Source organism: Aeromonas sp. R4-3 (assembly GCF_040908275.1).
Taxonomy (GTDB): Bacteria; Pseudomonadota; Gammaproteobacteria; order Enterobacterales; family Aeromonadaceae; genus Aeromonas; species Aeromonas rivipollensis.
The window spans coordinates 30,118-50,137 of sequence record NZ_JBFODK010000063.1; the positions used below are offsets into that span (position 1 = coordinate 30,118).

15 protein-coding genes are annotated in these 20,020 nt (G+C 64.7%); 4 read left to right on the forward strand and 11 right to left on the reverse strand.

The annotated features are described in order from the left end of the window. Positions 1 to 22 precede the first annotated feature (22 nt). On the reverse strand, positions 23 to 1,351 hold the full coding sequence (locus AB5Y91_RS20475) for a TAXI family TRAP transporter solute-binding subunit (protein WP_368170649.1): 1,329 nt from the start codon (positions 1,349 to 1,351) through the stop codon (positions 23 to 25). Positions 1,352 to 1,607: 256 nt separating this feature from the next. Beyond that, on the reverse strand, positions 1,608 to 2,750 hold the full coding sequence (locus AB5Y91_RS20480) for a MalY/PatB family protein (RefSeq protein WP_368170650.1): 1,143 nt from the start codon (positions 2,748 to 2,750) through the stop codon (positions 1,608 to 1,610). Between the two features lie 162 nt (positions 2,751 to 2,912). On the opposite strand from AB5Y91_RS20480, the gene AB5Y91_RS20485 reads away from it, so the two are divergent. Further along, positions 2,913 to 4,085, forward strand: a complete 1,173-nt coding sequence (locus AB5Y91_RS20485; protein WP_111910291.1) for an MFS transporter — start codon at positions 2,913 to 2,915, stop codon at positions 4,083 to 4,085. 74 nt (positions 4,086 to 4,159) lie between these two features. Here the strand turns inward: AB5Y91_RS20485 and AB5Y91_RS20490 are convergent, their stop codons facing one another. Both AB5Y91_RS20490 and AB5Y91_RS20495 read right to left on the reverse strand, forming a co-directional pair. Then, positions 4,160 to 5,044, reverse strand: a complete 885-nt coding sequence (locus AB5Y91_RS20490; RefSeq protein WP_106887496.1) for a LysR family transcriptional regulator — start codon at positions 5,042 to 5,044, stop codon at positions 4,160 to 4,162. 87 nt (positions 5,045 to 5,131) lie between these two features. Then, positions 5,132 to 5,887: a YciK family oxidoreductase gene (locus AB5Y91_RS20495; RefSeq protein ID WP_368170651.1), complete on the reverse strand. Its 756-nt coding sequence runs from the start codon at positions 5,885 to 5,887 to the stop codon at positions 5,132 to 5,134. A 224-nt stretch (positions 5,888 to 6,111) separates the two neighbouring features. Here AB5Y91_RS20495 and sohB point away from each other — a divergent pair, with 224 nt between their 5' ends. Continuing rightward, entirely contained in the window at positions 6,112 to 7,119 is a 1,008-nt protein-coding gene (gene sohB / locus AB5Y91_RS20500) for a protease SohB (RefSeq protein WP_368170652.1), read from the forward strand. Between the two features lie 89 nt (positions 7,120 to 7,208). On the opposite strand, the gene astB is transcribed toward sohB, so the two are convergent. Continuing rightward, positions 7,209 to 8,546: an N-succinylarginine dihydrolase gene (gene astB, locus AB5Y91_RS20505; protein ID WP_368170653.1), complete on the reverse strand. Its 1,338-nt coding sequence runs from the start codon at positions 8,544 to 8,546 to the stop codon at positions 7,209 to 7,211. A gap of 360 nt (positions 8,547 to 8,906) precedes the next feature. Here astB and topA point away from each other — a divergent pair, with 360 nt between their 5' ends. Together topA and AB5Y91_RS20515 are read left to right on the forward strand one after the other, a co-directional pair. Continuing rightward, entirely contained in the window at positions 8,907 to 11,528 is a 2,622-nt protein-coding gene (gene topA / locus AB5Y91_RS20510) for a type I DNA topoisomerase (RefSeq protein WP_106887492.1), read from the forward strand. A 116-nt stretch (positions 11,529 to 11,644) separates the two neighbouring features. Continuing rightward, entirely contained in the window at positions 11,645 to 11,815 is a 171-nt protein-coding gene (locus tag AB5Y91_RS20515; protein ID WP_162852227.1) for a hypothetical protein, read from the forward strand. A gap of 21 nt (positions 11,816 to 11,836) precedes the next feature. Here AB5Y91_RS20515 and AB5Y91_RS20520 read toward each other — a convergent pair whose 3' ends face one another. The 6 genes from AB5Y91_RS20520 to AB5Y91_RS20545 form a co-directional block, all read right to left on the reverse strand. Then, on the reverse strand, positions 11,837 to 12,193 hold the full coding sequence (locus AB5Y91_RS20520; RefSeq protein WP_368170654.1) for an MGMT family protein: 357 nt from the start codon (positions 12,191 to 12,193) through the stop codon (positions 11,837 to 11,839). Between the two features lie 74 nt (positions 12,194 to 12,267). Continuing rightward, positions 12,268 to 13,821, reverse strand: a complete 1,554-nt coding sequence (locus AB5Y91_RS20525) for a methyl-accepting chemotaxis protein (protein ID WP_368170655.1) — start codon at positions 13,819 to 13,821, stop codon at positions 12,268 to 12,270. Between the two features lie 200 nt (positions 13,822 to 14,021). Then, complete coding sequence (locus AB5Y91_RS20530) at positions 14,022 to 15,887, reverse strand: beta-N-acetylhexosaminidase (protein ID WP_368170656.1); 1,866 nt, start codon at positions 15,885 to 15,887, stop codon at positions 14,022 to 14,024. Positions 15,888 to 16,089: 202 nt separating this feature from the next. After that, on the reverse strand, positions 16,090 to 16,962 hold the full coding sequence (locus AB5Y91_RS20535; RefSeq protein ID WP_368170657.1) for a BadF/BadG/BcrA/BcrD ATPase family protein: 873 nt from the start codon (positions 16,960 to 16,962) through the stop codon (positions 16,090 to 16,092). A 236-nt stretch (positions 16,963 to 17,198) separates the two neighbouring features. Continuing rightward, positions 17,199 to 18,914, reverse strand: a complete 1,716-nt coding sequence (locus AB5Y91_RS20540; RefSeq protein ID WP_368170658.1) for a glycoside hydrolase family 9 protein — start codon at positions 18,912 to 18,914, stop codon at positions 17,199 to 17,201. A 102-nt stretch (positions 18,915 to 19,016) separates the two neighbouring features. Next, complete coding sequence (locus AB5Y91_RS20545; RefSeq protein ID WP_106887486.1) at positions 19,017 to 20,009, reverse strand: ABC transporter ATP-binding protein; 993 nt, start codon at positions 20,007 to 20,009, stop codon at positions 19,017 to 19,019. Positions 20,010 to 20,020: the final 11 nt, after the last annotated feature.

Below are 20,020 nucleotides of genomic sequence, written 5' to 3' on the forward strand. Positions count from 1 at the left end.
CTCTTGCATTGTGCTCTGCCCGTCATTGGGCGGGGGCGGGCGTATCGCCGGTGACCGGCGAGGCGCCGCTTGGGCTGACCGGTGCGGGCGTCGCGGTCGGCGCTGTGCTCTTTGCTGCCGAGGGGGTGGCGACCCCGGTCGCGTCGGGCTGGCTGCCCTGCGCTGAAGCTGCTTCTGCCTGCGTCGGGAGCGTGGTCAGCGCCGGGGCTTGCTCCGTCGTCACCGCATCCGGACTGGCCGGCAGGGTGGCGCCGGCGGGCTGCTCTGGCAGCACCTCTGCCCCTTCCAGCGGGGTGGCCGCACTGGTGGGGGCGGACGGCGCAGTGGGGAGCGCCCCCGAGATGGCCTCGGCCCCTGAGGGGGCCAGGGCGTCTGGCAACAGGGTGGGCGCGGCATCCAGCATGCCGGGGTGGAGCGGGAGTATGTCCCCCGCCTGCATGGATTCCGGGGTGAGTGTGGTGAGCGCCGGGTGCAGCCGAGTGAACTGCTTGAGATTGCGGCTCAGCACGTCCCGCAGGGTGCGCACCTGATCTTCAGGCAGGCTGGCCTCGGCCACCAGCTCGGCGGTCACCGCAAAGGTGGCGACGGCGCTGGTCTGCCCCGGGTAGAGGTTGGCGCCGATGCGGCTGCGCTCATAGTAGGGATACTGCTTGAGCAGCTTGTCGACCTGCTCCCCCTCGATGGGAATGAGGCGGGCCTGGCAGCGACCTGTCAGATCGCCTATCCCCTGGTTGGGGTGGCCGGCGACCAGGAAGGCGGCATCCAGGGTGCCGTTGCAGAGTCCCTCCAGGCGGTTGCTTGCCGAGGCGACGGGAGGCACGGCGAACTGACTCTCCTGCCAGCCCATGGCGTCGAGCAGTGCCCGGCTGGTGACCCTGTCCCCTGAATTGGGGGCGCCCAGATCGACCCGCTTGCCTTCGATGTCCGCCAGGGTGCTGATGTTGCTGGTGGCGCTGGCGAGCAGGGTCAGGGACTCCTTGTGGAGCCGCAGCAGGCTGCGCAGCTGATCGTTCGGGGTCTGGCCCGCGAAGGGGCCGCTGCCGTGAGCCGCATGGTACAAGACATCCGACTGCACCAACGCCAGCTGGATGTCGCCCTTGGCCAGCGCGGCCAGGTTGGCGATGGAGCCCGAGGTGCTCTGCACCGTGCAGTGCAGCCCGTGGTTGCTGCTGTCGTCGTTGAGCAGACGGCAGATGGCGCCCCCCGTGGGGTAGTAGACGCCGTTGAGCGCCCCCGTGCCTATGGTGACATAGGCGGGGGTGGCAGAGAGGGGCTGTGCCAGCATGGCCGCCAGCCAGGGCAGGGCGGCAAGTGAGAGGCGCAACAGGGGACGCAGGGCTCGTGGGTGCATAGTGAACCGGAACAATGGCTGAAAAAAAGATGAGCCAGGCTCATCCCGTCATGTGTCACATCTTATCTATATCAGATGTGAACCTGAATGGCTTTCACCATTCCCGTCAAGGGGGCGGCGAAATGGCCGCCGCCCCCTTGCGGTCAGCGGCGCGTTCCTTGTCAGGCGCTGCGCTGGAGGATGGCCTTCTCCATGCGCGACAAGGCTTGGGTGAGGCGAGCCCTGGTGCAGCCAGCGTTGGAGCGCGCGCTCCTTGTCAGACGCTGCGCTGGAGAATGGCCTTCTCCATGCGCGCCAAGGCGTGGGTGAGACGAGCCCTGGTGCAGCCAAAGTTGAGGCGCACGAACTGGCCATCGCCAAACTGGGCGCCCGGGGAGAGACCGACCCCCGCCTGCTCGAAGAAGGCGACGGGATCATCCAGCCCGAGGGCGCTCACATCGATCCAGGCGAGATAGGTCGCCTGATTCCTTGCCAGCTTGACGCCGGGCCAGCGGGCCACCGCCTGCTCGATCAGGGTCAGGTTGGCCCTCAGATAGTCGAGCTGTTCCCTGAGCCACTGCTCGCCGCCCTCGTAGGCCGCCTCGGCGGCGACGAAACCCAGCAGGTTGACGTCGGCGCTGATGCCGCGCATCGCCTGTTGCAGCTTGAGCCGCAGGCGGGCGTTGGGGATCACGGCGAAGGAGCAGCACAGGCCGGCGATGTTGAAGGTCTTGCTCGGCGCCATCATGACGGCAGAGCGTTCGGCGGCCGACGGGCTCAGGGCACCGTAGGGAATGTGGCGAGCCTCTTTATCCAGCAGCAGATCACAGTGGATCTCGTCCGAGCAGACAACCAGATTGTGGCGCTCGGCGATGGCGTCGATGGCGAGCAGCTCCTCGCGGGTGAAGACGGTACCCCCCGGATTCTGCGGGTTGCACAGCAGCAACAGGTCGGCGGAGGGAGCCTGGCGCTCCAGCTCCTCGAGATCCAGCACCCAGCGTCCGGCCTCCTCCATCATGGGGACTGTCAGCAGGGGGCGATCGTTGAAGCCAGGCGCCTGCAGGAAGGGGTAATAGACCGGCTTGGGAGTGATGATGCCACGGCCGTGCTGGCTCCAGGCCTTGCAGGCGAGGTTCAGACCGGGCACCACCCCCGGCAGGAAGACCAGCCACTCGGGGGATATGGTCCAGCCATAGCGCTGCTGCAGACGGGTGATGATGAGTTCGATCAGCCGGGGGGAGGGGCGGGAATAGCCGAAGATGCCGTGGGCCACCCGCGCGGTGAGGGCCTCGATGACGGCGGGGGGCGAGGCGAAGTCGGTGTCGGCTACCCACATGGGCAGTACATCCTGACCCTTGTACTTGTCCCACTTCAGGCTCATGGTGCCGCTGCGATCTATCTCCCGATCAAAATCAAACATGTGAAATCCTTGTACTGGCCAGAGGGCTTACCAATGTACGGACTTGGACCTGGCCTCGCAAGCCTTGAGGTGGCTGTTGATAATCGCATAAAATAATCGCCGTCATACTGTATATCCGCCGGCTTCTGGCTTCCTTTTCTCTTCCATATCAATGGTATCTCTATGAGTTTGCTGAGTGCTGCCCGCAAGAGGCCGGATCCCGTCTCTCTCTCTTTCCTCGCCGTGACCTTCATGACAGGGGTGGCGGTGGCACTCCAGGTGCCCACCTTGAGCCTGTTTCTGGCCGAAGAGGTGCAGGTGCGCCCCTTCCTGGTCGGGCTCTTCTACACCGTCAACGCGGTGATCGGCATCCTCATCAGCCAGTGGCTCGGCCATCGCTCCGACAACGGGGGGGATCGCAAGCAGCTGATCCTGCGCTGCTGCCTTGCTGGCATAGTGCTCTCCCTGCTGTTTGCCTGGAACCGGCAATACTGGCTGCTGGTGAGCCTGGGGGTGGTGCTGGCGAGCCTGACCGCCACCGCCAGCCCCCAGCTGTTTGCCCTGGCGCGCGAATACGCCGACAGCCGTAACAAGCGGGCGGACATGTTCAGCTCTGTGCTGCGGGCCCAGTTCTCCCTGGCCTGGGTGATAGGGCCGCCGGCCGCCTTCGCGCTCGCCATCGGCTACGGCTTCGAGGTGATGTATCTGGCTTCCGCCCTGGCTTATCTGGTCTGCGCCCTGGTGGTCTGGCGCTGGCTGCCCTCCCTGCCGCTGCCGAGCAGCCATGGCGGGGGGGAGCGGGTCAGCAGCTGGCGCGATCCTTCGGTGCGGGCGCTCTTCATCGCCTCCACCCTGATGTGGACCTGCAACAGCATGTACCTCATCAACATGCCGCTCTACATCACCCGGGAGCTGGGGCTGGAGGAGAAGCTGGCCGGTATCTTGATGGGCACGGCGGCGGCCCTGGAGATCCCCTTCATGCTGCTGGCGGGTTACTACACCCGGCGCTTTGGCAAGCGGCCCATGATGCTGCTGGCGGTGCTGGCCGGGGTGGGGTTCTACGCCGGCCTGGTGACACTGTCGAGCCAGAGTGCCCTCATCGCCCTGCAACTGCTCAACGCCATCTTCATCGGCATTGTCGCCGGCATTGGCATGTCCTATTTCCAGGATCTGATGCCGGGTCGGGCCGGGGTCGCGACTACTTTGTTTGCCAACAGCATTCGCACCGGCTCCATCATGGCGGGCGCGATCGCGGGGACTGTGGCCGAGATCTGGAGCTTCCACGGGGTATTCATGGTGGCCACCGCATTGGCGCTGGCTGCGCTGGCCGCCTGCTGGCGGGTGCCCAATGTGTGAGGCGCCCATGGCGGGGGCCACGGCATTGACGCTGGGGGGATAGGCAGGGGCCGACCGCTGTGGTCGGCGGCGCATTACTTGCCGCTGTCGGCCTGGTATTCGTTGCGCAGGCAGCGCAACAGCAGCTCGGCCGCCGGGCCCAGGGCATCGGTGGAGGGGGTGAGCAGGTAGGTGTAGAGGTAGCGCTCGCTGCCTCCGGCCAGATCGAGCTGCACCAGGGCGCCGCTGGCGAGCTCTTCCCGCACCAGATGGCCAGGTACCCAGGCGTAGCCCAGGCCGAGGCGCACCATGCTGAGCACCTCGTGATAGTGGGTCGCCTTCCAGCCGGTGTCATCCGCGTCGTTCCAGTCCACCGAGCGGTGGATGGGCGGGTGCAGGCTTATCTGGTTATGGCTGGCGAGCAGCTCGGCCGTGATGGGATCCTCCTGCCCGGCGAGGGGATGCTCGGCCGCGCACAGCGGCAGCAGGCAGACCTCGTCCAGCGGCAGGCCGGTGCGATCGTGGGGCAGGTGTTCTGAGAGCATCAGGTCCCCCACCTGGAGCGCATTGAAGTGGCAATGGATCCGCTCGTGCAGATTGATGCGGCAACCCCGGCTGCGGGGATGGAAGTGCGCCAGCGCCCGGTAGAGCCGCTCCCTGGGTTGCAGCGCGGAGACATAGAGGTTGATTTGCGGCTCCCACTGGCGCTCCAGGTTGTTGGCCAGGTTCTCCAGCTCTTCCACCTGCTGGCTGAGTTGACGGGCCCGCTTGAGGAAGATCTCCCCCGCCGGCGTCAGCACCGCCTTGCGTCCCCTCACCTCCAGCAGGGCCAGCCCCAGGCTCTGTTGCAGCTTGGCGACCGCATGATTGAGGGAGGATTGGCTCTTGTTCAGCGCCTCTGCGGCCTGGGCGTAACCACCACAGTCCACCACGGCCTGGAAGATCCGCCATTGCTCAAACGTGCTCTTGGGACGAAACATAGTGCAACCTGTCAGGGGCCGATGGGATTCAACAGGGCGCGACTGGCGCCCCTCTTCACTTTAACCCCATCTGGTTAGTTTGTTGATTTATTTGGGCTGGGCCACGAAGGTCTGGCCTGTCTTGCCACGGCTGTCCGATCCCATCAGATAGAGATAGAGCGGCATCAGGTCGGCCGGGGTCTTCAGAAACTGGGGGTCTTCCGCCGGGAAGGCGCTGGCCCGCATTTTGGTGCGGGTGCCGCCCGGGTTCAGGCTGTTGACCCGCACCCCGGTATGCTCCAGCTCGTCCGCCAGCACCTCCATCATGCCTTCGACGGCGAACTTGGAGATGGCATAGGTGCCCCAGTAGGCGCGCCCTTTTCGGCCCACGCTGGAGGAGGTGTAGACGATGGAGGCCTCGCCGTGCTCCTTGGCGGTCTGGCGAATGAGGGGCAGCAGGGCCTGGGTCAGCAGGAATTCGGATTTGACGTTGACCTGCATCACCTCGTCCCACTCCTTCTCCTGGATGTGCTCGAAGGGGGAGAGGGTGCCGAGCAGGCCGGCATTGAACAGCACGCCGTCGAGGCGGCCGAACTGCTGGGCGAAGGTCTCGGCCATGCCGCGGTAGTGAGCGGCAGTGGCCCCTTTCAGATCGACAGGGACTATGGCGGGCAGGGGGTGACCGGCCGCCTCTATCTGGTCGTAGACCGCCTCGAGCTTGGCGCTGGTGCGACCGAGCAGCACTACTGTAGCGCCGTGGGCGGCATAGGTGAGCGCCGCTTCGCGGCCGATGCCGTCACCGGCACCCGTTACCAGAATGACCTTGTCCTTGAGCAGATCCCGTGGGGCCTGATAATCGAGCATGTGCACTCCTGTTAACAAATCCGTGACGGATGGGCGCGACCATAGAGGAGGCAAGTGTACTGATCCGGCCCTGCCGTTGACCAGTATGAGACGGCAAAAATGTGAAGAAAACAGGGCGGTAGCGTGAATTGACACTGTCTGCCCCTGGCCCATGGCAGAGTTTTTGCACCATACCGCCAAACTCCTTACTATGTGAAAAAACCGAACATAGCGCGGAGCATCAAGTGGCATTTTTGACCGAATACGGCCTGTTTCTGGCCAAGACCCTCACCTTACTGCTGGCCATAGGCGCCGTCGTCCTGATGGTGGTGAGCAGCCGTCAACCCAGGGCCCGCAAGGGGGAGTTGGTGGTGACGGATCTCTCCCGGGAGCTGGAGCAGGGGCGTCATCAGCTGCGATCGGCCCTGGCCGGCAAGGCCGAGCGCAAGCAGATGGACAAGGCGCGCAAGGCCGAAGAGAAGGCGCGCGCCAAGAGCGAGGACGAGCGCAGCCGGCTCTTTGTGCTCGATTTTCACGGCAGCATGGATGCCAGGGAGGTGGCCTCCCTGCGCGAAGAGGTGAGCGCCGTGATAGGGGTCGCCCGGCCCGGAGACGAGGTGCTGCTGCGCCTCGAGTCCGGCGGCGGCGTGGTGCACGGCTATGGCCTGGCGGCCTCCCAGCTGCAGCGCCTGCGCGACAAGGACATCACGCTGACGGTGGCCATCGACAAGGTGGCGGCGAGCGGCGGCTACATGATGGCCTGCGTGGCGGACAAGATACTGGCGGCCCCCTTTGCCATCGTCGGCTCCATCGGCGTCATTGCCCAGCTGCCGAACTTCAACAAACTCCTGAAAAAGCACGACATCGAGTTCGAGATGCACACCGCGGGCCAGTACAAGCGCACCATCACCATGTTCGGCGAGAACGACGATCTGGGGCGGGAGAAGTTTCGCGAGGAGCTGGGGGCCATCCACGAGCGCTTCAAGGGATTCGTGGCCGAGCACAGACCCGGTCTCGACATCGACCAGGTCACCACGGGGGAGCACTGGCTGGCGAGCCAGGCCAAGCAGCTCGGTCTGGTGGATGCGCTCTGCACCAGCGATGACTACCTGCTGGCCCAGGCCAGCCAACACAAGGTGGTCGGCATCAGCTACCGCAAGCCCAAGAGCCTGACCCAGCGGCTGGGTCAACAGGGGGCCCAGGCGCTGGAAGGCGCCCTCGGCCGCCTCTGGCAGCAGAGTCCCTGGCGCTGAGTCACAGTTCAATGGGTTGAAACAAGAGAGCCGGGCATTGCCCGGCTCTCTGTTTATGCTGATGTCGCAGCTTCGCTGCGAGCGTGTGCTCAGCGCTGGAAGGGGTAGACGGATCCCAGTTTCAGGATCTGGGTCAGCTCGTCCAGGGCGGTGCGGGTCTCCAGCACCAGGGAAGGATCGCGCAGATCGTCCAGCGACAGGCTGTCGCGGTAGTGGCGCTCGACCCAGTTGTCCAGACGGACAAACTGGCTGTCGTTGATGAGGCAGGCCGGGTTGACCGCCGCCAGCTCGGCGTCGTTCATGGCAACCCGCAGTCGCAGGCAGGCGGGGCCGCCGCCGTTGCGCATGCTCTGCTTCACATCCATGAAGTGCACCCCCTTGATGGGCGTGCCCAGGGTCACCAGCTTGGCCAGATAGGCGGCTACCGCCGGATTGTCACGGCACTCGGTGGGGGCGATGATCGCCATCTCGCCGCTCGGCAGGGTCAGGATCTGGGTGTTGAACAGATAGGATTTCACCGCCTCCTGCACCGACACCTCATTGGTCGGCACCTCGATGAAGTGCAGCTCCCCCTCTCCGAACTTGGTGCGCACCTCGGCCAGGGCCGCCTCGGTATGGAGGAAGGCCTGCTGGTGGAAGAAGAGCACGTTCTGGTTGCCCACCGCTATCACGTCGTTGTGAAACACCCCCTGATCGATCACGTCCGGGTTCTGCTGGATGAAGACGGCGCTCTCTTCCCCGAGTCCATGCAGGCGGGCGATGGCCTGGCTCGCCTCCAGGGTCTGGCGGGCCGGGTAGCGCTTGGGAGCGGGCTGGGAGACGTCGAAGGCGCTGCGGCCATAGACGAACAGCTCGACCCCGGCCTCGCCGTAGGCGCGGCACAGGCGGGTGTGGTTGGCGGCCCCCTCGTCACCGAAGTGATCGTTCTGTGGCAGGTGCTGGTGGTGGCTGAAGTGACGATCGTTGTTGAACACGGCGCGCAGGATGCGGCCAGTCACTTCGGGCTCCAGGGAGCGGTGGAACTTGTTGGTCAGGTTGGCGGGGGTGAAATGGATGCGGCCATCCTGGGTGTCGGCGCTCGGCGAGACGGTGGCGGCGTTGGCGGTCCACATGCTGGAGGCGGAGTAACAGGCGGCCAGCACGGCAGGGGCCTGTTTCGCTGCCTGGGCCAGGACGCTGGCATCGTTGCCGGTGAAGCCGAGGCGGCGCAGGGTGGCGAGATCCGGCCGCTCCTGGGGCGCCAGCACTCCTTGCGTCATGCCAAGCTCGGTCAGCGCCTTCATCTTGCGCAGCCCCTGCTTGGCGGCCTCCTTCGGATTGGACGCTTCCTTGGCGTTGCTTTGGGACGCCACATTGCCATAGGAGAGGCCGGCATAGTTGTGGGTGGGGCCGACCAGGCCGTCGAAGTTGACCTCGAAGTGCTTCATGACTACATCCTTTCGATTTTTATATGGGGAGCGGTTCCTTCCGCGCACAAAGCTGCGGCGTGCGGCCATTATAAAGAGATTTCATCCTTTGTAACAAGCTGATAACCAAGGTGGTTTTTTATGTGACGGGGGTGGCTGGATATGTCATTTCCAATCTAAAAAAGGGGGGGATATAGCATAAAAACAAAAAAGCGGTTGCTTCCCGCGCGTCCCCTTCGCATTAATAAATAAAGAAGCAAGGCGGTTCGGGCTGCATGGCAAATTTGTTCACAAGATTGCTTTTTCCCGTCAAATCTCTTATACAGCCCCACAAAACCGCACGCCAACCCCGTCGGGTGCAATGAGGATAATAGTTACAGCATGGGCAAATCACTGGTCATAGTGGAGTCTCCGGCCAAGGCCAAGACCATCAACAAATATTTGGGCAAGGACTACGTGGTGAAATCCAGCGTCGGTCACGTGCGCGATCTGCCGACCAGCGGCAGCGCCAGCACAGAGCCCAAAAAACCTGTCATTCGCGGCATCAAGCTCAGCGAATCCGAGAAGGCGGCCAAGGATCGCAACGCCCTGTTCTCCAGGATGGGGATCAACCCGACCGCAGGCTGGCAGGCCAACTACCAGATTTTGCCCGGCAAGGAGAAAGTGGTCAGCGAGTTGCAGAGTCTGGCCGAGAAGGCCGACACCATCTATCTCGCAACCGACTTGGACAGAGAAGGAGAGGCGATCGCCTGGCACCTGCGGGAGATCATCGGCGGTGATGACAGCCGCTACAAGCGGGTGGTGTTCAACGAGATCACCAAGACCGCGATCCAGGAGGCCTTTGCCCAGCCGTCCGATCTGAACATCCATCGCGTCAACGCCCAGCAGGCTCGTCGCTTCCTCGACCGTGTCGTGGGTTACATGGTCTCTCCGCTCTTGTGGAAGAAGCTGGCTCGCGGTCTCTCCGCCGGCCGGGTGCAGTCCGTCGCGGTGCGCCTCATCGTCGATAAAGAGCGCGAGATCAAGGCCTTCGTGCCGGTGGAGTTCTGGGATCTCAATGCCGATCTGCTGACCGGTGACAAGGCCGATCTGCGGATGGAAGTGGTCAGCCGCAACGGCGTCGACTTCAAGCCGGTGACCCAGGCCGAGACCTTCGCCGCCGTGGCCGCCCTGGAAGGGGTCGACTACAAGGTGGTGAACCGGGAAGACAAGCCGACCGGCTCCAAGCCATCCGCCCCCTTCATCACCTCCACCCTGCAGCAGGCGGCTTCCACCCGACTGAGCTTCGGGGTAAAGAAGACCATGATGATGGCCCAGCGTCTCTACGAAGCGGGTTACATCACTTACATGCGTACCGACTCCACCAACCTCAGCAAAGAGGCGGTCGAGGCGGTGCGGGAATATATCGGCGAGCAGTATGGCGCCGCCTACCTGCCGGCCGAACCGACGCTCTATGGTTCCAAGGCTGGCGCCCAGGAAGCCCACGAGGCGATCCGTCCCTCCAACGTGCTGGTGACTGCCGAGATGCTGGAAGGGATGGAGCCGGACGCCATGCGGCTCTATGACCTCATCTGGCGCCAGTTTGTGGCGTGCCAGATGACCCCGGCCCAGTACGACTCCTCCACCCTGACCGTCAAGGCGGGCGAGTTCGAGCTCAAGGCTCGCGGTCGCACCCTGCGCTTCGCCGGTTGGACCAAAGCCTTGCCGCCCATGGGTCGCAAGGGGGAAGACAGCCAGCTGCCGGCGGTGACCGTCGGCGAGATCCTGAAGCTGGTCAAGCTGGATCCCCGTCAGCACTTCACCAAGCCGCCCGCCCGCTTCACCGAAGCGGCCCTGGTGCGCGAGCTGGAAAAACGCGGCATAGGCCGCCCGTCCACCTACGCCTCCATCATCTCCACCATCGTCGATCGCGGCTATGTACGGGTCGAGAGCCGCCGCTTCTTCGCCGAGAAGATGGGTGAGATCGTCACCGACCGTCTGGTGGAGAACTTCGTCGAGCTGATGAACTACGAGTTCACCGCCAAGATGGAAGACAAGCTCGATGGCATCGCCGAAGGCAGCCTGGAGTGGAAGAAGGTGCTGGACGCCTTCTACGCCGAGTTTACCCAGGAGCTGGAGCAGGCCGACAAGCCAGCGGAAGAGGGAGGCATGCGTGCCAACCAGATGGTGCTGACCGATATCGACTGCCCGGACTGCGGCCGCAAGATGGGTATTCGTACCGCCACTACCGGCGTTTTCCTCGGTTGCTCCGGTTACGCCCTGCCGCCGAAAGAGCGCTGCAAGAAGACCATCAACCTGGTCAGTGCGGACGAGTTCGTCTCCGCCACCGACGGTGACGAGGCCGAGACCGAGGCGCTGCGCGCCAAGCACCGCTGCGGCGTCTGCGGCACCGCCATGGATGCCTACATCATCGACGACAGCCGCAAGCTGCACGTCTGTGGCCGCAACCCGGACTGCGACGGTTACGAAATCGAGCAGGGTCAGTTCAAGCTCAAGGGCTACGAAGGGCCGAGCATAGAGTGCGATCGCTGCGGCTCCGAGATGCAGCTCAAGAACGGCCGCTTCGGCAAGTACATGGGTTGCACCAACGAGACCTGCAAGAACACCCGCAAGATCCTGAAAAATGGTGACATAGCGCCGCCGAAGGAAGATCCGGTGCCGCTGCCCGAGCTCAAGTGCACCCAGTCCGATGCCCACTTCGTGCTGCGTGACGGGGCGGCCGGTCTTTTCCTCGCCGCCAGCAACTTCCCGAAATCCCGTGAGACTCGTGCGCCACTGGTGGAGGAGCTCAAGCGCTTCCGCGACCGGCTGTCGCCCAAGCATCAGTACCTGGCCGACGCCCCGGCGTCAGATCCTGACGGTAACGCATCCGTGGTGCGCTTCAGCCGCAAGAGCAAGGAGCAGTACGTGATGACGGAGGTGAACGGCAAGGCAACGGGCTGGACCGCCCATTACGACAATGGGAAGTGGCAGGAGAGCCTGGCTAAGGCGAAGAAGTCCTGATCGCGTCACCGCTCACATCATGATGAAAGAGGCCCCTTGCGAGGGGCCTTTTTATTGGGAGATGGCGGTATACTGAGAGGGCTGCATGGATGGCAGCACAAGACAGGGAGGTTGTCATGGAGATACATGAAATCCGGCCAGGCATGACCTGCCTGACGCGGGAAGGAACGGCCTATGTGCTGGAGGTGGACAGGCAGAGTCTGCTGGTATTGCTGCAGCGGGAAGACGAGACCATACCGGTGCAGGTACGTTGCGACGACATCCTGGGCCCCCTTGCCAGCGACTAGCGACGGCGCCGCTGACAGGCGCTAGAACGGGATCAGAAAGAGCAGCTCGGCGAGGTCGGGCTGCCACTGCCACTCCCGTATCCTGACCCGCCCCTTGATCACCGGCACCCCCTCTTCCTGCAATCTTCCTATCTGTTCATCGAAACCCGCCGAGCCCTTGGGCAAGGAGATGGTACCGCCTGCGCCCAGCACGCGATGCCAGGGTAGCGTTTTGTCCGTCTCCCGCAGCACTTTTCCCACCAGCCGCGCCCGCCCGGGCAGGCCCGCCAGATCGGCGACCTGGCCATAGCTCACCACGCGGCCGGCCGGGATCAGGGCCAGGATAGCCTCGATGCGTTCCACCTTGTTCAAGGGGGAAGGGGGAGGGGTCATCATCATGTGTTACTCGGCGTGAAACAAAAGCGCCACCATTGTGGCGCTTCCGTGGTCTGGGGGGCAACAGGGGATCCTGCTCAGCCGAAGGTCTGGCTCAGCCCCCTGAGCTCGCTGGCGCGTTTGAGCAGCTCCTGGCTGGAGTTGTCCACCGCCTGGATCTTCTGGCTGTTGGCGCGGGAGTACTGGGAGATTTGGTGGATGTTGCGGCTGATCTCCTCCACCACCGCCTGCTGCTGTTCGGCCGCGGCGGCTATCTGGGTGGAGAACTCTGTCACCTGATCTATCTCCCCCAGCACCAGATGCAGGTTGCCTGACCCCTGGCGCGTCATCAGGGCGCATTCCCGGGTCTGGGCCAGATTGTCCTGCATCATCCCCTGCCAGCGGCCCAGAGTCTGCTGGATCTGGCGGATGCTGCCCTGGATCTGCTCGGTCGCCTTGTGGGTGCGGGTGGACAGGGTGCGCACCTCGTCCGCCACCACCGCAAAGCCGCGTCCCTGCTCGCCGGCCCGGGCCGCCTCGATGGCGGCGTTGAGTGCCAGCAGGTTGGTCTGCTCGGCGATGCCCTGGATCTCGCCCATGACGCTGCCGATCCGCTCGGATTCGTTCGCCAGCTCGACGGCGGAGTGGAAGGCATGCTCCGCCTGCCTGGCCAGCAGCTCCATCTGCTGCTCGGTCTGATCCAGCTGCTGCACCGTATGCTGGCAACTGCTGCGTGCCTCTGTCACCTGGCTGTTGGTGTCCTGGATGTTGCGCGCTATCTCGTGGGCCGTGCTGGCCATCTGGGTCATGGCGGCGGCCATCTGCTGGGTCTGGGCGTCCTGCTCGTTGATGTCGAGGAAGGCTTGATGGGAAGAGTCCTGCAGGTCGGTCGCCAGGGTCTGCAAGGGATGGGTGGCGTCGTTGACCCGACCCAGCACGGTACGAATGCGGGCCTGCAGCATCTTGAGATGGAAATCGGCGATGGCGCCGGGGGCGTCCCCCGAGTAGACCAGCCGGGTCAGGCTGTCATATTGCTGGCCGAGGCGCTTGAGGTAGCGTGGCAGCGAGATGAGCTCGCGCCAGTAAGTGCCGGCGACGGCCAGCAGGGGCAGCAGCATCAGCAGCACCGTCAGAGCCCCCTGAGAGAAGGCCGCCCAGCCAAAGAGCCCCAGCATCAGCAGGCCGAGCAGCAGGGGTCTGACACTGTGCAGGGAGGGCAGCTTGCTGGCGCCACCCTGTTCGGCCTTGAGCAGGGCCTGATAGGCCTGGGCGGCGACCTGCTTGAGCTGGGGTTCGGGCTTGCAGCGCACCGACTGGTAGCCGCTTATCTTGCCGTTCTCGTAGATGGGGGTCACATAGGCGTCGACCCAGTAATAGCGGCCATCCTTGCAGCGGTTCTTGACCATGCCACGCCAGGGGTTGCCCTCCTTGAGGCGATCCCAGAGGTCGGCGAAGGCGGCCTTGGGCATGTCGGGGTGACGCACCAGGTTGTGGTTGTGTCCGACCAGTTCATCGACATGGTAGCCGGCGATGCGGCAGAAGGCGGGGTTGGCGTAGGTGATGACGCCGCGCAGATCCGTGGTGGAGACGAGTTGCACGTCGGCGGGGAACTCAACTTCACTGTCCTGGATCTGGACGTGTTTGCGGGCCATAAGGATAAGCTCCGATGCGTTGCTGGTTGTTATTGTGGTTGAACCGGATGCAGGCCCGGGCGCAGTGCGTCTTGCCCGGCCTCATCGGGGGCCTTATTTTGCCAACAAAGGCGGAGTAAAAGTAGGGGCCAGGTTGGATTTTTGTTGTTTGGTGGTAAAAAAATGGCGACCAAAAGGTCGCCAAAAAGAGAAAGATAACACTACCTCTGTGGCACCCGGTAACGCACCTGTAACTGATCGAGGATCTGCAGCTGGCCGGGCAGGCGGGCGGCGAAGTGATCCCAGGCCTTGCGGGCGGGGTCGCTCCAGGCCACCTCGGCCGTGGCGAGCATGCGCGGGAACAACATGTAGTCGAGACGATCGCGAGAGGTGATCAGTTCCGACCACAAGGGGCTCAGCACCCCCAGGATGTTATCGTTGGCATGGAAATCGGCCGGTGCAGGATCGCATAGGTAAACCTGCTCCAGATTGAGGGTCCCCGCCCAGTAGAGGCCGGGTTCATGGATGTCCGGGCTCCAGGCGAGATCCAGATAGAGGGACTGGGCCGGGGCCATCACCACGGGGTAGCCCGCGGAGGCGGCATCCAACCCCGCCTGGAAGCTGGTCCAGGCGAAGATGGTGGCATCCCGGCTCACCTTGTCCCCGTGCAGTATCTCCTCCCAGCCCAGCATCTGCTTGCCTCTGGCCGCCAGGTATTGCTGGCAGTGGCGCAGCAGGTGGCCCTGCAGCTCCCGGCAATCGGTATAGCCCTGCTCTGCCATCAACTGCTGACAGGCGGGGCTGTCGGTCCAGACCCCGGTCGGCACCTCGTCCCCCCCCATGTGCACCTGAGTGCCAGGGAAGAGCGCGCACACCTCGTCGATCACCGCCTCCAGGAAGCGATAGGTACCGGGCAGGGCCGGGTTGAGCACGTTGTCGTCAAAATATTGCACCGAGAGGTAGCGGGAGTGATCCGCCTCTTCCCGCAGCAGCTCGGGCAGCGCCTTGATGGCCGCGTGGCAGTGACCCGGGATGTCTATCTCCGGGATGATGGTGATGCCGAGCCCGGCGGCATAGGCCACCAGCTCACGCACCTCGCTCTGGGTGTAGTAGCCGCCATAAGGATCGGGGCCGCCGCTGAGCTGGGGGCCGACCGCCAGGCCATGTCCCCGCCAGGCCGCCACTTCGGTCAGCCGGGGGAAGGCCTTGATCTCGAGGCGCCAGCCCTCGTCATCGGTCAGGTGCCAGTGGAAGCGGTTGAACTTGTAGAGGCTCATCTGCTTGAGCAGGCGCTTGAGGGTGGCGATGGAGTGAAAGTGGCGGGCGCAGTCGAGGAAGATGCCACGAAAACCGAACCTGGGCGCGTCCTCCACCTCGAGGCAGGGCAGGCTCTCCCCGTGTTGCAGGGCCCACTGGGCCAGGGTCACCAGACCGTGGCGCCAGCCCGCCTCGCCGGCAGCCCGGATGCGGATCTCCTCTGTGGTTATGACGAGCTGGTAAGCCTCCAGGGGGAGGGGGGCCTCGACCAGGTGGATCTCGGCGTCGTGATCCTGGGTCAGGGCGAGCCCCGTCAGCTCGTTGAAATGGGCCAGCAGGGGGGCCAGGGAGACAGGGCCGCTGACATGGGCCCGCTCGGCCAGGCGGAAGTTGCCCTCCGGCAGCCGTAGCTGAGCCGGCTGGGGCACTATGCCGTTGGCGGGCTCCACCTCGGGTAGATCGGGGGCCGCCGCCGGGCTCGGTGGCAGGCCGAGATCCTGGCCCGCCTGCACCAGGGGTTGCAGCTGCGGCTGGGCGCCTTCGTCCGTCAGGCTGAGGAAGAAGCCCTGAGGCAGATCGGAGTAGCGCTTGATGGGGGTGTTGCGGCAGCAAAAACGCAGCTCGCTGACCCCCTCATGGGGCACCAGCACCTTGTAGCTGCCGCTCTGGCGCGCCAGGGAGCCCCCCTCCACCGACTGGGGATCTATGTGGCGGGCCAGGCAGAAGTGCAGCTTCCAGGGGCTGGCCGGGAGCTGGCTCAGGGTGAAGCGGAACCAGACGTCTTCACCGTCGCGACGGTCGATCTGGGTATGGATCAGGGGTGCAGACATGGGTATTCCTCTGATTGGGCGAACAGTGTGGTGCCCTCTATGGCGCAAGCTTCACGCCGGGCAGGGCTCAGGGGGGCAGAGATAGATAGGCCTCTGGCTGGGCAAACAGGGCTCAGGGATGCAGGCATGGATAGGCGTCCGACTGGGCGAACAGTGCTCAGGGGTGCAGGCATGGATAGGTGTCCGACTGGGCGAACAGGGCTCAGGGATGCAGGCATGGGTAGGCCTTTGACTGGGCGAACAGGATGGCGCCTTCCAGCGCATCGGCTTGCGGGGGCACCAGGTTGAGGTGACCCAGGCGAGGGGCCAGGCGCATGCCGACGCCGCCCAGCAGGGCGATGCGGTCGGCTCCCAGCAGCCTCATCCCCTCCAGCAGGGTCTGCAACTGGGCGCAGGTTTCGTCCAGCAGCTGGTTGGCGAGCTCATCCCCGTCGCTGGCGGCGTCGAACACCCAGGGGGCGAAGCGGCCATAGTCGGCGGGAATGGCGCGGGCGGCCCAGCGCACCACCTCGGCCTGATCCCGCTTGAAGTGATCGAGCAGGCGCACGGCGAGCAGGCTGGGGGGCAGGATGCCGTCGTGGCAGAGCAGGGATTGCTGGATGGCGCGCAGCCCCAGCCAGGCGCCGCTGCCCAGATCCGAGATGGGGAAGCCGCGCCCCGAGCAGCTATGCAGCTGACCATGGCGGTAGATGAGCCCGGCGGACCCTGTGCCGGCGATGAGGATGGCCCCCTCCCGGCCACCAAAGGCGCCCAGGCAGGCGCCGAAGGCGTCGGAGGTGAGCCGCACGCTCGCGAAGGGGAAGGGCATCTCGAGCAGGGCGTGGTAGCAGTCGGCCAGCTCGGCGGAGGCCAGCGCCAGCCCCACCCCCATCCGCTGTTCGCACTCGATGCCAAGCCCGGCGGCCAGCCGGGCGCTGACGATGGCCGCCAGCACGTTGGCGTGAGCAACCTCTATACCGAGCTCCAGGTTGGAGCCCGCGGCGCGCCCCTCTCCCAGCACTCTGCCCCCCTTGTCCCGAATGCGGGCGCGGGTGTGAGTCCCCCCGCCATCGACCCCGACCCAGAACTCAATCATGACGAGCCTCCGGCGCACTCTGCCAGCTGATGGCCAGGGCGAACCAGGCTGAATGATTGGAGGATCCACTGCTCTCTCCTGCGCCAATGATGTCCGAGCCGATCCTTGTGCGTCTCAATCATGACGAGCCTCCGGCGCACTCTGCCAGCTGATGGCCAGGGCAAACCAGGCTGAATGATTGGAGGATCCACTGCTCTCTCCTGCGCCAATGATGTCCGAGCCGATCCTTGTGCGTCTCAATCATGACGAGCCTCCGGCGTACTCTGCCAGCTGATGGCCAGGGCGAACCAGGCTGCGTGGGGGATCCACTGCTCCCCCCAGCGCCAGTTCTGATCCAGCCGATCCCTGTACTCCTCCGGGATGAAGGCCACCTCAGCCTCGTCATCGAATCCTGAGGTGATGCCGTTGCAGATGCCGCCGAGGGCATTGGGATAACCGGCGGTATAGCTCGGGTTGTTGATGCCGTGCCCCGCCAGCATGCAGGCGTTGAAGGGGTTTTGCCCGAGGATCCAGTCGAGCTGGCGCTGACCGAACGTCATCAGAAGTGGGCTCTGCTGGGGGAAGTGGCGAGCCGCGGCGAAGGCCATGGCGGCCAGGGAGGCCAGCCGGGCATTCTCCCCCTGCCACCAGTAACCGGACTCGTTGTGGTGGGGCATAAAGAAGCTGATGCGGGGGGCTTCATCCACTCCCTCCACGTATTGGCGAGCCAGGGCGAAGGGGTTGCCCGCCCGGGCGGCGAGGGCCAGCTCGGCGGCCAGCGCCTGCTGTACCACGGCGCTCACCCGGGCGCGGCGATCCTGATCCGGCTCGACCCCCAGGTATTCCAGCAGGGCCAGCACCGGCAGACCCGCCTCGGCGGCGTGATAGTAGGGGCGCGAGCCGTCCTCATTGGCACTCCAGTAGTGGCCAAGCTCGGGGTGGGGGAACTGGCGGGCGCAGAGCCTGCCGGCCCTCTCCCTTGCCTCCCCGAGCCAGTCGCGGCCAAGGGTCTGGGTTAGTTCCACCGCCGCCAGCAGGGCGCAATAGTCGTCGATGATGTTCTCGAGGCCGTCGTCCAGATAGGCGAGGTTGTGCTCGCGCAGGTGCAGGTAGCCGCGCCTGGCCGCCTCGGCATAGTGGCTGGTATCGAAGTCGCCGCCGGTCTGCTCGCGGGCGGCCCGGGCCAGGGCGGCGATGGCCATGCCGCCCCCCTGGCGAAAGCCCGCCTGCCAGTCGTTGGACTTGAGTCCCTGCTGGGTGGCGTAGGCGCACAGCTCGCGCTGCTCGGGATCCTTGCTCCACTTGTCGAACAGTGTCATGTAGAAGAAGCCGCTCTCATCTTGCATCCGGCAGAGAAAATCCGCCCCGTGCAGCCCCTCGTCACCGAGCCGCTTGCAGAGGTTCAGCCCGTCGATGTCGCGGCGCGTCGCCAGGAGCGCCCGGCTCTTGAGCAGGCTCCACACCACCAATGGGGTCTGCTGGGGGTTGAGGTAGTTGGCGTAGGAGAGGTGGCTCAGGTATTTGCTCATGTCGCCGCTGGCATCGAACCAGCCGCCGTGCACATCCTTGCGCTGGTCGGTGCCAAACAGGCGGGCGCTGCGGTCGGCTCTATCGAAGGCGCCGCTGGCACGCTGGCCCTTGAAGTAGTGAATGACATCGGAGAGGCAGCGGCTGGTCAGCAGATCCTGACCTATGGCAAAGCGGGTGGAGCGGACTATGCCCTGTGCTGTGATGGCTTCCAGCCGGTAGTGGCCGGACTCCTTGAAGGCGCTGAAGTCGGCACGCCAGTAGGCGCGTCCCTGCCAGCCTGGCACCTGGCCTGCGGCCTGGAGAGGAACCTCCAGCAGCAGGCGGTCATCATGCAGGCGGCGCAGTCGCACCAGGCCGCTTATCTCCACGTCGGCGGCGGTCTGCAGCAGGGCAATCTTGTGTCCGTCACAATCGTAACCCACCTGATTGATCAAGAGTTCCATCCAGCTTTACTCCCTGGTCTGGGGCAATGAAGGGGCCTCGCGAGGAGGCCCGGGTGAAGGTGTCGCGGGCCGGTAAAGCCGCCCCCTGAGTGGGGGGCTGGCTTATTCGTGCAGGTAGCAGCGCACGAAGTGGTTGTCGGCAAGCTTGGTCACCGGCGGCAGGCTCTCCTTGCAGCGGGGCATGGCCTGATGGCAGCGACCGGCGAAGGGGCAGCCCCGGGATTCCGGGGTCCAGAGCGGGATTTCCCCCTTGCGGCCCCCCTCCAGCTCGGCATGGATGCTCTTCTCGGGATCCGGCACCGCCGAGATGAGCAACTGGGTATAGGGGTGCTGGGGGTGGTGCAGTATCTCGTCCACCTCGCCCCACTCCACCATGTGCCCCACGTACATGACCGCGAGATCTTCCGCCACGTAGCGGGCGGTGGCGATGTCGTGGGTGATGTAGAGCATGGAGACGCCGAGCTCGTTCTTCATCTGCTCCATCAGGTTGAGGATGCCGATTCGAATGGAGACGTCGAGCATGGAGGTGGGCTCGTCCGCCAGCACCACTTCCGCCTCCACCGCCAGGTTGCGGGCTATGTTGACCCGCTGGCGCTGGCCGCCGGAGAGCTGGTGGGGATACTTGGCCGCCGTCGCCTTGGCCGGGGTCAGCCCCACTTTTTCCAGCAGGGCATAGACCATGTCCGGCAGATCTTTCTTGTCGAGCACCTTGCTGTGCAGCAGCAGGGGGCGGGCTATGTGGTGGTAGATGGTGTGGGTCGGATTGAGCGAACCGAACGGGTCTTGCCATACCATCTGCACGCTCTGGCGATAGTCCAGCAGGGCAGTGCCCTTGTTGAACTCCTCCAGATCCCGGCCGCGGTAGAGGATGCGGCCGTTGGAGAGCTTGTACATCTTGGCGATGATCTTGGCGATGGTGCTCTTGCCGGAGCCCGACTCCCCCACCACCGCCAGGGCGCGGCCCCGGTGCAGGTTGAAGGTGATGTCGGAGAGGGCCCGCATCTTGCCGCTCTTGATGGCATTGGAGTTGACGGCGAAGTCCTTGTAGAGATGCTGGACCTCGATGATGGGCGCGTCGGTTTGGGCGATTTGCATGACAGACATCC

Coding starts and splice junctions, on each gene's coding strand:
- topA (WP_106887492.1), top strand. CDS start 8,907: ATGGGCAAATCACTGGTCATAGTGGAGTCTCCGGCCAAGGCCAAGACC.
- AB5Y91_RS20495 (WP_368170651.1), bottom strand. CDS start 5,887: ATGCTCGATTATCAGGCCCCACGGGATCTGCTCAAGGACAAGGTCATT.
- AB5Y91_RS20525 (WP_368170655.1), bottom strand. CDS start 13,821: ATGGCCCGCAAACACGTCCAGATCCAGGACAGTGAAGTTGAGTTCCCC.
- AB5Y91_RS20475 (WP_368170649.1), bottom strand. CDS start 1,351: ATGCACCCACGAGCCCTGCGTCCCCTGTTGCGCCTCTCACTTGCCGCC.
- AB5Y91_RS20530 (WP_368170656.1), bottom strand. CDS start 15,887: ATGTCTGCACCCCTGATCCATACCCAGATCGACCGTCGCGACGGTGAA.
- AB5Y91_RS20545 (WP_106887486.1), bottom strand. CDS start 20,009: ATGCAAATCGCCCAAACCGACGCGCCCATCATCGAGGTCCAGCATCTC.
- AB5Y91_RS20515 (WP_162852227.1), top strand. CDS start 11,645: ATGGAGATACATGAAATCCGGCCAGGCATGACCTGCCTGACGCGGGAA.
- AB5Y91_RS20540 (WP_368170658.1), bottom strand. CDS start 18,914: ATGGAACTCTTGATCAATCAGGTGGGTTACGATTGTGACGGACACAAG.
- AB5Y91_RS20480 (WP_368170650.1), bottom strand. CDS start 2,750: ATGTTTGATTTTGATCGGGAGATAGATCGCAGCGGCACCATGAGCCTG.
- AB5Y91_RS20490 (WP_106887496.1), bottom strand. CDS start 5,044: ATGTTTCGTCCCAAGAGCACGTTTGAGCAATGGCGGATCTTCCAGGCC.
- AB5Y91_RS20535 (WP_368170657.1), bottom strand. CDS start 16,962: ATGATTGAGTTCTGGGTCGGGGTCGATGGCGGGGGGACTCACACCCGC.
- AB5Y91_RS20520 (WP_368170654.1), bottom strand. CDS start 12,193: ATGATGATGACCCCTCCCCCTTCCCCCTTGAACAAGGTGGAACGCATC.
- AB5Y91_RS20485 (WP_111910291.1), top strand. CDS start 2,913: ATGAGTTTGCTGAGTGCTGCCCGCAAGAGGCCGGATCCCGTCTCTCTC.
- astB (WP_368170653.1), bottom strand. CDS start 8,546: ATGAAGCACTTCGAGGTCAACTTCGACGGCCTGGTCGGCCCCACCCAC.